The organism is Baekduia sp., assembly GCF_035996765.1.
In the GTDB taxonomy this organism is placed as follows: Bacteria; Actinomycetota; Thermoleophilia; order Solirubrobacterales; family Solirubrobacteraceae; genus Baekduia.
On the sequence record NZ_DASYJG010000042.1, the window covers coordinates 13,485 to 27,866 of the forward strand.

At 71.2% G+C, this 14,382-nt stretch carries 14 protein-coding genes; 5 read left to right on the top strand and 9 right to left on the bottom strand.

Annotation, left to right across the window (positions count from 1 at the left end):
* The first annotated feature begins 31 nt into the window (after positions 1 to 31).
* Positions 32 to 379: an MGMT family protein gene (locus VGO10_RS10140; RefSeq protein ID WP_327467826.1), complete on the top strand. Its 348-nt coding sequence runs from the start codon at positions 32 to 34 to the stop codon at positions 377 to 379.
* Here VGO10_RS10140 and trxA read toward each other — a convergent pair.
* The 3 genes from trxA to VGO10_RS10155 form a co-directional block, all read right to left on the bottom strand.
* Positions 376 to 705 (bottom strand): thioredoxin, encoded by a 330-nt coding sequence (gene trxA, locus VGO10_RS10145; protein WP_327467827.1) that lies wholly within the window; start codon positions 703 to 705, stop codon positions 376 to 378. The genes VGO10_RS10140 and trxA overlap by 4 nt on opposite strands.
* Before the next feature lie 100 nt (positions 706 to 805).
* Positions 806 to 1,501 carry a stage II sporulation protein M gene (locus VGO10_RS10150; protein WP_327467829.1) on the bottom strand — a complete coding sequence of 232 codons (696 nt, stop codon included), beginning with the start codon at positions 1,499 to 1,501 and terminating at the stop codon, positions 806 to 808.
* A gap of 120 nt (positions 1,502 to 1,621) precedes the next feature.
* Positions 1,622 to 2,350, bottom strand: a complete 729-nt coding sequence (locus VGO10_RS10155; protein ID WP_327467831.1) for a polyprenol monophosphomannose synthase — start codon at positions 2,348 to 2,350, stop codon at positions 1,622 to 1,624.
* 38 nt (positions 2,351 to 2,388) lie between these two features.
* Between VGO10_RS10155 and polX the strand changes: the two genes are divergently transcribed.
* Positions 2,389 to 4,128: a DNA polymerase/3'-5' exonuclease PolX gene (gene polX, locus VGO10_RS10160; RefSeq protein WP_327467833.1), complete on the top strand. Its 1,740-nt coding sequence runs from the start codon at positions 2,389 to 2,391 to the stop codon at positions 4,126 to 4,128.
* Positions 4,129 to 4,149: 21 nt separating this feature from the next.
* Here the strand turns inward: polX and VGO10_RS10165 are convergent, their stop codons facing one another.
* On the bottom strand, positions 4,150 to 4,995 hold the full coding sequence (locus VGO10_RS10165) for an SDR family NAD(P)-dependent oxidoreductase (protein WP_327467835.1): 846 nt from the start codon (positions 4,993 to 4,995) through the stop codon (positions 4,150 to 4,152).
* A gap of 129 nt (positions 4,996 to 5,124) precedes the next feature.
* Positions 5,125 to 6,117 (bottom strand): glycosyltransferase, encoded by a 993-nt coding sequence (locus VGO10_RS10170; protein ID WP_327467837.1) that lies wholly within the window; start codon positions 6,115 to 6,117, stop codon positions 5,125 to 5,127.
* Between the two features lie 22 nt (positions 6,118 to 6,139).
* Here VGO10_RS10170 and VGO10_RS10175 point away from each other — a divergent pair, with 22 nt between their 5' ends.
* Positions 6,140 to 6,841 carry a DUF554 domain-containing protein gene (locus tag VGO10_RS10175; protein WP_327467839.1) on the top strand — a complete coding sequence of 234 codons (702 nt, stop codon included), beginning with the start codon at positions 6,140 to 6,142 and terminating at the stop codon, positions 6,839 to 6,841.
* 15 nt (positions 6,842 to 6,856) lie between these two features.
* On the opposite strand, the gene VGO10_RS10180 is transcribed toward VGO10_RS10175, so the two are convergent.
* Entirely contained in the window at positions 6,857 to 8,620 is a 1,764-nt protein-coding gene (locus VGO10_RS10180) for a virginiamycin B lyase family protein (RefSeq protein ID WP_327467841.1), read from the bottom strand.
* Positions 8,617 to 10,383 carry a virginiamycin B lyase family protein gene (locus VGO10_RS10185; protein WP_327467843.1) on the bottom strand — a complete coding sequence of 589 codons (1,767 nt, stop codon included), beginning with the start codon at positions 10,381 to 10,383 and terminating at the stop codon, positions 8,617 to 8,619. Before VGO10_RS10185 ends, VGO10_RS10180 begins: the two co-directional genes overlap by 4 nt.
* Before the next feature lie 195 nt (positions 10,384 to 10,578).
* Here VGO10_RS10185 and VGO10_RS10190 point away from each other — a divergent pair, with 195 nt between their 5' ends.
* The gene (locus VGO10_RS10190; protein ID WP_327467845.1) at positions 10,579 to 11,001 is read left to right on the top strand and encodes a hypothetical protein; all 423 of its coding nucleotides are present in this window, start codon (positions 10,579 to 10,581) and stop codon (positions 10,999 to 11,001) included.
* 3 nt (positions 11,002 to 11,004) lie between these two features.
* Positions 11,005 to 13,011, top strand: a complete 2,007-nt coding sequence (locus VGO10_RS10195; RefSeq protein ID WP_327467847.1) for a serine/threonine-protein kinase — start codon at positions 11,005 to 11,007, stop codon at positions 13,009 to 13,011.
* Between the two features lie 19 nt (positions 13,012 to 13,030).
* Here VGO10_RS10195 and VGO10_RS10200 read toward each other — a convergent pair whose 3' ends face one another.
* Both VGO10_RS10200 and otsB read right to left on the bottom strand, forming a co-directional pair.
* Positions 13,031 to 13,555: a hypothetical protein gene (locus VGO10_RS10200; RefSeq protein ID WP_327467849.1), complete on the bottom strand. Its 525-nt coding sequence runs from the start codon at positions 13,553 to 13,555 to the stop codon at positions 13,031 to 13,033.
* A 12-nt stretch (positions 13,556 to 13,567) separates the two neighbouring features.
* Entirely contained in the window at positions 13,568 to 14,380 is an 813-nt protein-coding gene (gene otsB / locus VGO10_RS10205; protein ID WP_327467850.1) for a trehalose-phosphatase, read from the bottom strand.
* Between the last annotated feature and the right edge of the window lie 2 nt (positions 14,381 to 14,382).

Consider the following 14,382-nt stretch of genomic DNA (forward strand, 5'->3'; position numbering starts at 1 on the left):
GAGGTTCTCGTCGCTGTGCCCTCAAGGGTGCATGACCGACGAGACCCTCGCAGCCGTGGTGACCGCGATCCCGCCGGGGCGGTGGATGAGCTACGGCGACGTGGTCGCGGCGGCGGGCGGCAATCCAGCGCAGGCGCGCGCACTCAACGCACGGCTGAGGCGCCTGGAATGTGACGGCGCCCATCGCGTCCTGAAGGCAGATGGTTCTGTCGCCGGCACCGCGCTCGGGGATCCCGAGCGGGTGCGGCGGCTCCTGGAGGCCGAGGGCTTGGCCTTCGACGGCGGCAAGGCCGACGCCGAGGCCAGGGTGCTTCCTCGCCCGGAGGGCTCGGAAGCACTTGCGGGTGTCCGCCCAGAGGGCGGAACCCACGGTGACTAAGCGGTCAGCGCGGGCTCGAGCTCAGCTTCGAGCTTGCGCTTCGGGTACGCGCCGATGACCTTCTTGGCGACCGCGCCGTTCTTGAAGAGGATGAGCGTCGGGATGCTCAGGACCTCGAAGTTGGCGGCGGTCTGCTGGTTCTCGTCGACGTTGAGCTTGACGATCTTGAGATCGGAGCGCTCGGCGGCGATCTCCTCGAGAACCGGGGCGACGACGCGGCACGGACCGCACCAGGGCGCCCAGAAGTCGACGAGCACGGGCACGTCGGATTCGAGGACTTCTGCCTGGAAGTTGGTGTCGGTGACGTCGGAGAGGGTTCCGGCCATGTCTGGCTCCTTCGAAGGGGTGGTGCCTTCACTATACAAAGTGAAGTGCGGTCTCGGCGAGGCCGCAGGCGTTGCGGCTGCGGCGAGCCTACCCGGCGGCTCAGCCGCGCAGCGCGAGAATGAGGTGCGGCGACACGTACACCTCGATGAAGGCGGCGGCCACGACCATTGGGATCGCGATCGTGACCGTCACGAAGGTCGCGGCCAGCAGCTCCTCCCAGGCGCCGCGGCGGCTGGCGATCGTCCAGGCGGCGAGCGGGAGGAAGAGCCCGGTCAGCTCGAGGATCGCGTGGGGGAGGATGCCGACGAGCAGCAGGCCCGACGACATGTGGCCCTGGGCCGACAGCGTCGCGGCGGCGTGGCCGAGCGCGTAGGCCTGGGTGAAGAGCGAGAAGCTCGTCGCGGCGATGACGAAGGCGATCGCCAGCGGGCCCGCCTTGTCGTGGACCCAGCGCCAGATGCCGGAGTAGCGCTCGGCCGCCAGCGGCAGCGAGCTGCCGGCGATGAAGCCCGCCACGCAGGCCATCGCGTGCAGCGCGAGCACGAGCGAGTTGCGAAAGAGGATGTGGCCAACGCCGCCGAGCGTGGACGGCTCGTTGAGGCCCGGCATCAGGATGCCGCTTGGGTCCGGCGTGGAGAAGTGGGCGACGACCAGGACGGAGCCCAGCAGCGCCGCGCAGATCGCCAGCGAGAGGCCGAACCACGGTCCCAGCGTCGCCCACGGGCGCGCGTTCCAGCGCTCCAGCGTGCCGCGCGTATCGCGCAGGCCTTGGACGACGACGAGCTCGGGGGCCATCGTCCTCGAAGATCGGCCGGTCGGGGTGCGCGCTTGAACGCGCAGGTCGTCGACCTCAGCGGTCGCGGCGCCGCAGGCGCGGCACGAGCACCATCGCCTCCAAGGCAATCTTCGGAGCGCTTATCGATCTCGCCGACGCAGCCGGGGGACCAGCAGGATCGCCTCGAGAGCGATACGCGCCCTCATCTTCGACTTGCCGCGCAGGCGATCGCGGAAGGTGATCGGCACCTCGACCACCCGGAAGCCGCGGCGGATCGTGCGGTTGGTCAGCTCGACCTGGAAGGCGTAGCCGTGCGCCTGGACGCTCGGCAGGTCGATGGCGCGCAGCACCTCGGCGCGAAAGCACTTGAAGCCGCCGGTCAGGTCGCGGACGGGCAGGCCGAGGACGGTCGCCGCATACAGCGAGCCGCCGCGGCTGATGATCCGGCGCACGATGCCCCAGTCGCGCACCGCACCGCCGGCCACGTAGCGCGAGCCCAGCGCGACGTCGGCATCGCCGTCGCGCACGGCTGCCAGCAGACGCGCGAGATCCGCGGGGTCGTGCGAGAAGTCGGAGTCCATCTCGAACACGAAGCCCGCGTCGTTGGTGAGCGCATGCTGGAAGCCGGCGATGTAGGCCGGGCCGAGCCCCTCACGCACCGTGCGGTGCAGCACCTCGACCTCGTCGTGCGCGAGCGCGAGACGATCGGCGATGCGCCCGGTCCCGTCCGGCGAGTCGTCGTCGACGACCAGGATGTGAAAGCCCTCCGGTGCGGCCGTGCGCAGGACCGCGAGCGCGGCGTCGACGATCAGCTCGATGTTCTCGGCCTCGTCGAAGGTGGGCAGGATGAGCCAGGGCTGACCGGACACGCGAATCGCACAGCCTAGGGACGTAGGCTGCAAGCACGATGTCCGACCCCTCCAACGCGACCATCGCCGCCGCCTTCGACGAGCTCGGCGACCTCTACGAGCTCGATGGAGCCGTCGTGCACCGTGTGCTCGCCTACCGCAACGCGGCCAAGGCCGTTCGTGACGCGTCGGTATCGGTGAGCGCCCTGACGCGCGAAGGGCGCGTCACCAGCCTTCCCGGAATCGGCAAGACGCTGGAGGAGAAGCTCCACGCCCTGCTGAACACCGGGACGATCCCGGCCGCCGAGAAGATGCGCGCCAAATTCCCGCCCGGGCTGATCGATCTCACGCGCCTGCCCGGACTCGGGCCCAAGCGGGCGCGCAAGCTCTTTGACGAGCTGGGCGTCGACTCGCTCGACGCGCTGCGCGAGGCGGCCGAGGGCCAGAAGCTGCGCGGCATCAAGGGCTTCGGGGCCAAGTTCGAGGAGACGGTGCTGGCTGCCTTTGCCGCCGGTGTGGCCGAGAAGGCGGCGCCGCGGCTGCTGTTGCACAAGGCGACCGACCTCGGGGACGCGATCGTCGAGGCGCTGCGCGCCCACCCGGCGGCGGTGCGCGTCGAGATCGCCGGCGGCGTCCGACGGCTGGCCGACAGCGTCAAGGACCTCGACATCGTCGCCGCGTCGGACGACCCGCCGGCACTGGCTGCCGCCCTCGCCGGGCTCGACCTCGTCGAGAGCGCCTCCTCCTCGGGCGAGAACGCGGCCCACGCCCGGACCCACAACGGCGCGTCGATCGACCTGCGCGTCGTCGCGCCCGACCAGTTCGGCAACCTGCTGCAGCACTTCACCGGCAACAAGCAGCACAACGTCAAGATCCGCGAGCGCGCGGTGCGCAAGGGGCTGCACGTCTCCGAGTACGGGATCCTCGACGACGCGACCGGCGACACGCTGCGCTGCGCGACCGAGGAGGAGGTCTACACGCGCCTCGGTCTTCCCTGGATCCCGCCGGAGTTGCGCGAGGACCGTGGTGAGCTGGAGCCCGGCTACGTCGTGCCCACGCTGATCGAGCAGCGCGACCTCAAAGGCGACCTGCACTGCCACACCATCGCCTCCGACGGGCGCAACACGGCGCTGGAGATGGCGCGCGGCGCGCTGGAGCGCGGGCTGGAGTACGTGGTGATCACCGATCACTCCGCCACGCACGGCTTCGGCAACGACGTCAGCCCGGACGCGCTCAAGCGCCAGATCGAGCTCGTACGTGGGATCAACGAGCAGCTCGACGGCATCGAGGTGCTGGTCGGGACCGAGACCAACATCTTGCCCGACGGCTCGCCCGACTACGACGATGAGCTGCTTGCCGAGCTCGACTGGGTCGTGGGCTCGGTCCACACGAGCTTCGGCATGTCGCAGGCCGAGATGACCAAGCGGATCATCGCGGCGATCGAGCATCCGTGGATCGACTGCATCGGCCACCTCACCGGTCGCAAGATCGAGCGGCGCAAGCCCTACGAGGTCGACACCGACGCGGTCTTCGCCGCGGCCGCAGCCGCCGGGACCATGTTGGAGATCAACTCCGCGCCCGACCGCCGCGACCTCTCAGACGTCCACGCGCGCGCCGCCCACGCGGCCGGCGTCACCATCATCATCAACACCGACGCCCACGGCGTTTCGACCCAGGGCATCTCGCGCTGGGGCATCGCCACCGCGCGCCGCGCCGGCCTGGCCGCCGCCGACGTCGCCAACACGCTGCCCTGGGCGGAGTTCGCGCCGCTGCGCAAGCACGCGCGCGCCCGGGCCTAGGGCACGTCCCGTTCGACGCGCCTACGCGGTGACGCCCGTGAGCGCCGCCGAGCGCTCCCAGAGCCCTTCGGCAAGCGCGTCGTCGCGGCCGGCGGGTGTGGGCTCGCGGACCTTCTGGTCTACGACGTAAACGCCGGACAGCTCGGCCGCGGCCGGGTCGAGCGCGAGCCAGACGAGCGATCGTGCGCCCTTGTCGGGCGAGCGCAGGAACGGGCCGACGATGGTCAGCCCGGCCCGGTAGAGGAGGCCGTCGTTCTTGCCGAAGCCGGTCCGGACGACGCCGGGGTGAAAGCAGGTCGCGGTGATGCCGTCGCCGGCAGCGCGCTTGGCCAGCTCGCGGGTGAAGAGGATGTTCATCAACTTCGTTGTGCCGTAAACGCGCATCGGCTTGAACGAGCGCCGCTCGAACTCGAGGTCGTCGAAGTCGAGCTCGCCCGCGCTGGCGGCGTCGCTGGCCGTCGTGACGACCCGGCCGCCGCCGTCGGCCGCGAGGCGCTCGCGCAGCAGGTCGGTCAGCAGGAACGGAGCGAGGTGGTTGAGCGCCAGGGTCTGCTCGTGGCCGTCGGGCGTCACGTGGCGCGCGGTGAACATCGCCCCGGCGTTGTTGGCCAGGACGTCGAGCCGCGGATGGGTCTCCAGAACCTCGGCGGCAAGCCGCCGCACCTCGTCGGCGCGCGCCAGGTCAGCGACGTGCTCGTGCACCGCCGCGGCACCACCGGCGGCTCGTGCCGCCTCCGCGGTCTCCCGGACCCGGTCCGCATCGCGGCCGACGATCGCCACCTCGGCGCCGCGCCGCGCCAATTCGACCGCCGCCGCCGCGCCGATGCCCCGCGTCGCGCCGGTGATCAGGACCACTGGTGAGCTCATTGACGCGAGCCTAACGCGTCCGCCACATTGAGCCCCCATGAAGGGGTCTGACCCCGCGACGACGAAACGCCTGCTCCTGGCAGCGAACCGATTGTTGAGCGCAGATGAAGGGTCTGACCCCGTTAGGCGTTAGGGAGTGAGGAGGCGCGGGAGGAGGTCGCCGGCCACGATGGCGTCGACCGCGGTGCGGCGGAAGGGCGCGATGGCGTCCAGCGCGCGCTCGGCGTAGATCGCGTCGTCGGTCGGATCGTCGAGCGCGGCCCGCAAGGCGCCCCCGAGCGCGGCGGTGTCCGGCTCGGCCACCCAGCCGAGGTCGTCGCGGCGCAGTAGCGGCAGCGCCGCGTACGGGCCGGGCGACGGTGTCGTCACCACGCGGGCGCCGTCGGCCAGCGCCTCCAGCTGCGCGATCCCGTAGTCCTCGCGTCGCGGTGCCGTCACGTACACCTTGGTCTGCCGCAGCAGCGCCCGGAACGCCTCGTGCTCGAGCGTCCCCGTGTAGCGCAGGCCCTCACGGTCGGGCCCGCGCAGGCCGGCGACGACGAGCTCCTCGCCGGGCGCGCGCACCGCGTCCCAAGCGGCGAGCACCCGGTCCAGCCCCTTCTTGTAGGGGTTGGTCGCATAGGTCACGGCGGCGATATCGCGCACGGCGGTCGTGCTCGCCGCCGACGGCTCCACCGGGATCGGCACGACCAGCGACGGCACCGTCGGCGACCCCGCCTCGACCAGCGCGCCCGGATCCTGGGGGATCAGCAGCGGGGACTGCCGCAGCCGCCGCGCCTCCACCGGCCGCTGCCAGATCCCGTGGCGCCCCGGCCGGTTCGCCGCGGCCGGCGCGTCGAAGCGGATCGCGCCCGGCGTCGGCCACAGCAGCGCCGCGGTTGTGGTCGAGTAGATGATCGCGCGCGGCTCGTGGGCGGCCAGCGCCTCCACTGCCGCCCGGCGTGCCGCCCGCGCCCAGCCCAGATCGGTCAGCGCCAGCGTCCGGACGTCGCGCGGTGCCACGGCGCGCGTGAGCATCACGTCGGCGCCCGCGCGCAGCAGCGCGCCGGCCAGCTCGTCCTCGGCGGCATGCAGCCCGTGCGTCGCGCCGAGGCCGACGATCAGGACGTCGAGAGAGGGCATCTCCTGCCATTGTCCCGATCGCGTGACCGGAACCTTCGTCAACGTCGGCGCCATCTTGCTCGGCACCCTCGTCGGCGAGCTGGTCGGTGGCCGCCTCACCAAGGGCCTGCAGACCCGGATCCTGCACGGCCTCGGGCTCGTCGTGCTGGTCATCGGCATCGACAACGCGCTGGCCTGGCGCGACACCAACGCGCTCTTCGTCCTCGGCGGCGTGCTGCTCGGCGGTCTGGCCGGCGAGGCGCTGCACATCGAGGACCGCCTCTCGGCCGTCGGCGACCGCGCGCAGCAGGCGCTCTCCAGTGGCGACGGCACCTCGACCGTCAGCGAGGGGTTCTTCACGGCCAGCCTCGTCTTCTGCGTCGGCGCGCTCGCGGTCGTTGGCTCGATCCAGGACGGCCTGACCGGCAACCCCGACACGCTCTACACCAAGGCCTTGCTCGACGGCTTCGCCTCGGTCGCGCTGGCCGCCAGCCTCGGTTGGGGCGTCGGCCTGTCGGCGATCACCGTCCTGCTCTACCAGGGCGGGCTCACGCTCGGCGCAGGGTTGTTCGACAACATCCTCACCGACGGCAGCGACGCGCTGCTGTCGATGACCAGCGCCGGCGGGATCCTGATCATCGGCCTCGCGCTCAAGCTCCTGGACATCCAGGACGTCAAGGTGGGGAACTTCCTGCCGGCCCTCATCTTCGCGCCGGCGATCGCCGGCATCGCCTCGATCTTCTAAGAGATCGCGTGCCGTTCACGCGCACGGCGTGGTTTTCCGGGCGCCCGGGGCGAGGCAGCCGGTGGTCCGCTTGGGCGGCGGGCCGATGGTCCAGCGGATGATGGTGGTGATCTCGCCGGGGTGCGCGAGGCGCAGTTCGAGGACGGCGCCGTGGCGCAGGCGGGCGTGCTTGAGCCGACTGAGCAGGTTGGTGTGCATGGTGGCAGCCTTGAGATGGCGGACGGCGCGCCGAAACCTGCAGCCCTTGCCCCGGCACGTGAGGGTGACGGTGGCCTCGGCGGGGGTCGCGCCGATCGTCAGCTTCGTGAACTGCGTCCAACGCTGGTTGGTGCTCCAGCCGGCCTCGGTGGACGGTGAGAAGCGGGTGTAGGTGGCGGGGCTGCCGGAGCAGTCTTGGTCGATGCGGTCGCCGGGTCGATCGGTGGCGCCCGGGTGGACGGTGGCGTCGTGGTCGTTGCAGTCGATGGCGTCGGCGTAGTCGTCGTGGTCGGTGTCGATCGGGCTCTCGACGATGGGAGGCGGCTCCGGCGGCGGCGCTGCGGTAGTTAGCGTCTTGTCAGCGCCGTAGATGGTGCGCATGCCGTTGTGGGCGACCAGGCGGTAGTGGTAGGTCGTCGCAGCACGTAGGTCGGCGACGGTCGCCGTGGCCAGGACGCCGTCGTCGCCGTCGCCGGCATCCTGGGTTGAGGTCTCGGAGCCATAGGCCGTGGTCGGTCCGTACTGGAAGGTTGTGGTGGTCGGGCCGCCGCGCGGGCTGACGAGGCCCGTGAGCCAGGCACGGTCAGTCTCGATGCTCGTCGCGGCGCCGGTGGTGGCCTCAGGGCGGTCTGTGTCGATGCGCCACACGTTGGTGTCGTTCCACGCGAACGTCCACACCGCTCCGTCGGCGGCGGTGACGAGGGCCGAGGGGAGGCTGGCCGAGTAGAGGCTTCGGTCGTACTCGGTGATGCGGCCGGACGGGGTGATGCGCCCGTAGCGGTTTGCGAGCTGTTCGGTGAACCAGACGTTGCCGTCCGGGCCCGGGGCGATGGCAAAGGGCGTCTCGGCCACGCCGTGGTACTGACCCGTGAGCTGGCCGGCTATGTCCATGCGACCGATGCCCCCAGTCAGGATGATCCAGAGGTTGCCATCCGGCCCGGCGGTGACCGAGCCGGTGAAGTTCGTGCTCGGCAGGCTCACGCCCGCCGGGAGCGGGAACTCCTTGACGATCCCGGCCGGGGTGATCCGGCCGACCGCGTTGACGCCCGGCTCGGGAAACCACAGGTTCCCGTCGGCTCCGACTGTAAGACGGCCGGCGTTGCGGCTCTCACCGGGGAGCTCGAAGCGGCTGATCGCGCCGGTCGGTGTGACGCGCGCGATGCTGTTGGTCGTCGAATCGGGAAACCAGACGTTGCCGTCGGGTCCGGCGACCATGGGACCTGCCGTCAGGCGCAGGAAGCCGATCGTCTGGCCGTCAGGCCGGATGTGGCAGACCCACGTCCGAGAGCAGCGAAACCACAGGGCGTCGTCCGGGCCCCAGATGACATCGCGTGCCTGGTTGGGGTCGTCCTCTGGTGAGCCCTCGTAGGGGACGTAGGCGCGTGCTCCGCTGGGCGTGAAGCTCAGCAGGCCGCCAGCGTCGGCTAAGACGTAAACGTTGCCGGCGTGGTCGGCGGTGATGGAGCCGCTTTCCGACATCCCGGTGAAGCTCGTCACGTTGAATGCGCCAGCCTGACCGGCCATGGCGGCGCAGAGGAGTACCGCCAGCACCGACCCCGCGACCAGCGATCGTGCCCTCATCTCGGGCACCGTCGCGTCTTCTTGGTCCCCGGAAACAGGCAGCTCATCGCCGGCCGCGGCGGCGGCCCGACGGTCCAGCGCACGACGGTGGCGATCTGGCCGGGGCGCATCATGTGTAGTTCGACGGTCGACCCTCGTGCGAGGTGGGAGCGCTTGAGGTGCGCAAGCAGGTTGAGGCGCTTGACCGCCTTGCCGGCAGCGCCCGTCCAGGTCGAGAACCGGCATCCACGGCCGGTGCACGTCAACTGGAACCGCGCGTCGGCCGGGACGTCGCTGATCGTCATCTTGGTGAAGATCGAGAAACGGTGGCCGTGGTTGTCGAAGCTCACGTCCGTGCGGGGGAAGAAACGCTCGTAATCCGCTGCGCCGTTGGAGCAGTCTTCGTCGATCTTGTTCCCGGGGATCTCGATCGCGCCGGGATGGATCTTCGCGTCACCGGGGCCGCAGTCGATGGGGTCGGGGTAGCCGTCGCCATCGCCGTCTGGCGCCGGGGCCGGAGGTGGGTCGACCGGCGGCTGGACCAGGGGCAGCGGGGCGGCGAACGTCCGGTCGATGCCGCTGGCTGTGTCAACCGGGTTGGTCGCGACGACGCGGTAGTGATAGGTGGTGCCGGGCGTCAGGCCAGTGATCGCCTCGGTCACCAGCGTGCCGGTGTCGCCGTCGCCCACCTCCTGGGTGCTGGTCGATCTGTCGTAGCCGGTCGTGGTCCCGTACTCGAAGTGAACGCTGGTCACCGCACCGTGTGGCAGCACGGCGGCCGACAGCGTCGCGCCCGTCGTCGTGATCGCGCTGGTCTCGCCCGTCAGCGCCTGCGGGGGGTCCAGCGTGATCTTGCCGACGCGATTGTTGTAGGGGTCGGAGAACCACAGCGTCTTGTCTGGTCCGCGGATGATCGCCGATGGGGTTCCGTGCAACGGGATGCCGGTGAAGTACTCGTTGATGCGACCACTCGTGGTGATGCGTCCGATCCGTCCGCCGGAGGTCTCGGTGAACCAGCCGTTGCCGTCGGCGCCGACGGCGATGTTGTCGAGCGTCGTGCCCAGGGAGATGCCCTCGGTGAAGGCCGCTGTGGTGGCGCCGCCGGCGCCGGCGCCGGCGCCGGCGCCGTCGAGGACGATGCGTCCGATCGCCTTGCTCCCGGACGGCATCGTCGAGAGGTAGAAGCCGGTGGGGTTTCCGGGCGCGAACGCCAGCGCTTGCGCCGAGCCGGTCAGCGGCAGCACGACCACGTTGCCGTCGGCGGCGGTCCGAAGGAGCTGCCCCGGCCCGTCGGAGAACCAGATGTTGCCGTCGGAGCCGAGCGCGAGCGCCCCGGACTGCGTCGTGCCTCCCCACGGCTGGATGGCTCCGTCAGGCAGCGTCATGCGGACAGGCTCGAACGAGGTGGGTGAGGAAGAGCCCTGGCTGAACCAGAGGCTCCCATCGGCTCCGGCGCTGATGCCGCCGATCGTCGCCGGGCCGGTCGCGATCGGGTACTCCGTTCGAAGCCCGGAGGGCAGGAGTCGCGTGAGCGAGCTCTTGGTCGGATCGACCGACGAGGGCTGGGCGAACCAGAGTGCGCCGTCTGGCCCTGCCGTCAGGTGGCTCGGCGTCGCTGTAGAGAACGTCCCGGTGATCGTCCCGCTCTTGTTCATCCGCGTGAGGCCTGTGGCCGTGGCGATCCAGATGTTGCCGTCGCTGCTCAGCGCCATGCCGCCGGTCTCGGTGACGGCGGTCGGAAACTCCGTGATGATGATCGCACTGCAGGGGCTAACGATGAGCAAGAAGAGTGCCGCCACTGAGAGCGCTACGCGAGCAGCTAGAAGCGGCCCTCGGCGCCGGGCATGGGATCCGATCATCATCGCGTTGAGGTACCTACCGATCGGAGTCCGTGAGCGCAAGGAAAATAGTGACGGTCCTCGCTGATCGTCTAGTGACAAGCTTGCCTGGCGCACCCGGAGATGGTCCAATGCAGTCCAGTGTCATCACCCCGCCTCGTCCTGGTGTTGCTGCTCGGCGTCCTTGCGATCTTCGCCGGGGCGTTTGCCGTCGGCCGCGTCAGCCGCCCGCAGGCCGCCGAGGCAGGCGCTGGCGCGACGCTCGAGACGCTGCCGGCGGTGTCGAGGACCGCCGCGGTTCCTGTGCTGGGCAAGGTCGCCAGGCTCCCGGCCCTGCGCGTCCGCCATCGTGCGCGCACGCCGAGTGCGTCGACCGCAGACACGGTGCAGACCCCGTCGACCACGGTGACCGGCGTCCCTTCCGACACCTCCTTGGCGCCGGCGACGAGCGGGACCTCCTCGGGCTCGACCAAGGCGACGACGCCCAAGAAGGCCACGGCGAAGAAGACCACGCCCTCGGGCGGCGGCGACGTGTCCAGCGGCGGCAACTCCCTGGGCGGCTAGCGGATGCTCGCTCCCGGAACCGAGATCGCGGGCTACCGCATCGAGGGCGTTCTCGGACGCGGCGGGATGGGGTCGGTCTACGAGGCGACCCAGCTCTCGCTGCTCCGGACCATCGCATTGAAGATCCTCGGCGAGGAGCTCAGCGTCGACGACGCCTTCAAGGCGCGCTTTCGCCAGGAGGGTCGGATCCAGGGCGGGATCAACCACCCGCACATCGTCACCGTGCACGAGGCGGGGGAGGTCGACGGTCATCTGTTCATCGCCATGCAGTTGGTGCGCGGGCCGACGCTCAAGCGCATGGCGCTCTCCGGAGAGCTCGACGCGCAGCGGGCGATCCGGCTGCTCACCCAGGTCGCCGGGGCGCTGGACGGCGCCCATGCGGCGGGGCTGACCCATCGCGATGTCAAGCCGCAGAACGTGCTCGTCGGGCCGGGTGATCACGCGTACCTCGCGGACTTCGGACTGACCAAGGCGCTGGCGAACTCCGGTGGCTATACGCGTACCGGGCAGATCGTCGGGACCATCGACTACATCTCGCCCGAGCAGATTAGCGGGGCGCCAGCCACGTCGGCGAGCGACATCTATGCCTTGGGTGCGATCCTGTACGAGACGCTCACAGGAAGGGTGCCGTTCCCGCGTGACTCCGAGGCCGCCGTCCTGTTTGCCCACGTCAGCGGTGCGCCCCCGCGGGTCAGCGACGTCCGCGACGACCTGCCGCGTGACCTCGACGACGTCATCGCGCGCGCGATGGACAAGGACCCGGCGCAGCGGCCCACGACCGCCGGCTCGCTGATGGAGCAGGCCTACGCAGCGTTGGCTGCTCAGAGCGGCGGGTCGCGGCAGCGGCGCGCTCCTTCGGCAGACGAGGACCCCGGGCTCGTCGGGGCAGGAGGCGGAAGCGCGCCGGTGTTGCCGCAGCTCGACGAGGAGTTCCCGCCGACCATGACGCCGGGCAGTCGGCTGATCCCGCCGGAGAGCGATCCTTCCTTCAGCGTTCCCGACCACCTGCCGGTGAACGCCGACGGCGCCAGTGCTGGTCAGACGCCGGTCACCGTCCCCGCCCCGGCCGTCCATGCGCCGTCGGTCCGCGGGCTCGCGACCAGGTCGCTGGCCGGGGTCGTGGTCGTCGCCGTCCTCGGGGCGGGGCTGGCGTTCGGCCGCTCCGGCGCCCAGCATCCTGCAGCCGCTGCGTCCCCGCTCACCCGCTCGGCATCGAACGGCGCGGCGCGCGTGCGGTTCCCGGCGACCTGGAGCGAGAGCGCCGAGAGCGCCGTCGGCGAGGCGCTGCGGCTGACCGAGCCGATCAGCCTCGCGACCGCCGACGCAGGCGCGACCTTCGACGCCGGCATCACCAAGCCGCCGGTGACTCCGGGGCTGCTCGCCGTGGCTGCGACCGGTGAGGTGGTCGGGGCGCTCCCGGCGCCCGAGCGCGTGCGGATCGGCGCGCTGCCCGCCTACCGCTATCGCGACGTTCGTCTGCGCGGCGTCGACGGTCCGGTCACCGTCCTCGCCGCTCCGACGACGGAGGGCGTCCTGACGATCGCCTGCGGCGGTGCGGCGTCTCAGGCCGATGCGTGTGCGCGTGTCGCGGGGACGATCGCGTTGCGCCGGGGGCGCTCGATGTCGCTCGGCGCAGACCCGGTCTACGCGCAGGCGCTCGGCCGGGCGATGGGCCGTCTCAACGTCGATCGACACGCCGCCCGTCGACGGCTCGCCGCCGCCGGCGGTCCGCAACGCCAGGCGCAGGCCGCGACGGCTGCGGCAGCCGGCTACACGCGTGCCGCCAAGGCGCTCGCCGCGACCGCGCCCGGGCCCGCCGATGTCGCCCTGCGCGACGCGCTGCACGCTGACCTGGCGGGCATCGCGCGCGCCTATACGGCACTTGCCACCGCGGCTGGCCGGGAGGACAAGACGGCCTACGCCGCTGCGTCGGCGACGGTCCGCCGTCGCGAGCAGGCCTTCGGCCGGCACCTTGCCAGGCTGAAGGCCGCGGGCTACCGCGCCGCCTGAAGTACAAGGCGTTCAGGGGCTACGCCGGCGGCCCGACGCCGTTGATCGTCGGGCGCTCGCGCCGGAAGCCCGGCAGCCGCATCAGCTGGATCGGCCGCAGCGGCGAGGTCTTCTCGATGAAGAACGTCACGCCGTCGCGCTCCTCGATCGCCGAGACGGCCGACTCCTGGCGGCGCCACGCCAGCGCCCAGATGATCGTGAAGCCGGCCGCGATCCCCGGGATCTGCGGGCCCAGGAACGTCAGCGCGCCGGCCACGATGACGGCGAGCAGCATCGGCCACAGCCGGTTGATCATCGTGGCGCCGGGCCGGACGTCGGGCATCATCGTCGCCGCCTTGGCGTCGGCCAGCAGACGTGCGATCGGCGGGTTGATCGCGTTGCGCCGTCCGACCCAGGTGCCGATCAGCGTCGCCACGACCCACCAGCCGGTGGCATACAGCGCGACTTGATCATCTTGGTCGCGCGTGGCGGCGACGAGCGTCAGCACGCCGAGGGTGGTGGCGGCGCCGGCGCTGAGCAGCACGGTCGACCGCAGGAAGTCCACGAAGCGCATCGACTACGCGGAGCTCGCCAGCGTCTCGAGCACCGTGCGCACGCCGAGCGGCCCGTTGACGAGCAGGTCGGCGGACTCCTCGAGCTCGGGCGGGGTCTCGTCGGAGGCGACGCCGATGCAGATCGCTTCCCGCAGCGTGCCCTGCGCGACCGCGGCGCGCAGCGCGTCGAAGGCGTCGAGGTCGGTGCGGTCGTCGCCGGCGTACAGCGCGACGTCGACGTCGACCTCGCTCAGCAGATGCGCCACGCCCAGCCCCTTGTTGAGCTCGACGGCCGGACGCACCTCGAGGATCTTGCGGCCCCAGTGGGTCACGAAGCCGGCGGCCTCGGCACGTGCAGCAACCTCGCGCACCGCCTCCTCGGCCGCCTCCTCGTCCGGCGCACCGCGCCAGTGAAAGCCGAAGATCACATCCTTGTCCTCACCGCGAACGCGCAGGCGGTGGAGCTCCTCGCCGCGCAACTCGCTCTCGCCGAAGCTCCGCACGCGACGCGACCACTCCGCGATCTGCGGCTCGACCTCGGCGACCGTCTGGCCGCCGCGCAGGATCTCGGCGCCGTGGTTGCCGACGTAGGTGATCGAGCCCAGCGAGACGATCCGGCGCGCGGTCGTCGCCCGCCGTCCGCTGATGCAGGCGACCAGGCCGTAGCGCTTGGCGATGGCGATCAGCGGCAGCCGCGTGGGCTCGGGGACATGAGCATCGTCGGCGTGGCGGACGATCGGCGCCAGCGTTCCGTCGATGTCCAGCAGGACCGCGGCACGCGTCGGATCGGCCAGCAACGGCGCAAGGACGTCGTCGAGGGTCGCGGCGGGGGTCACGC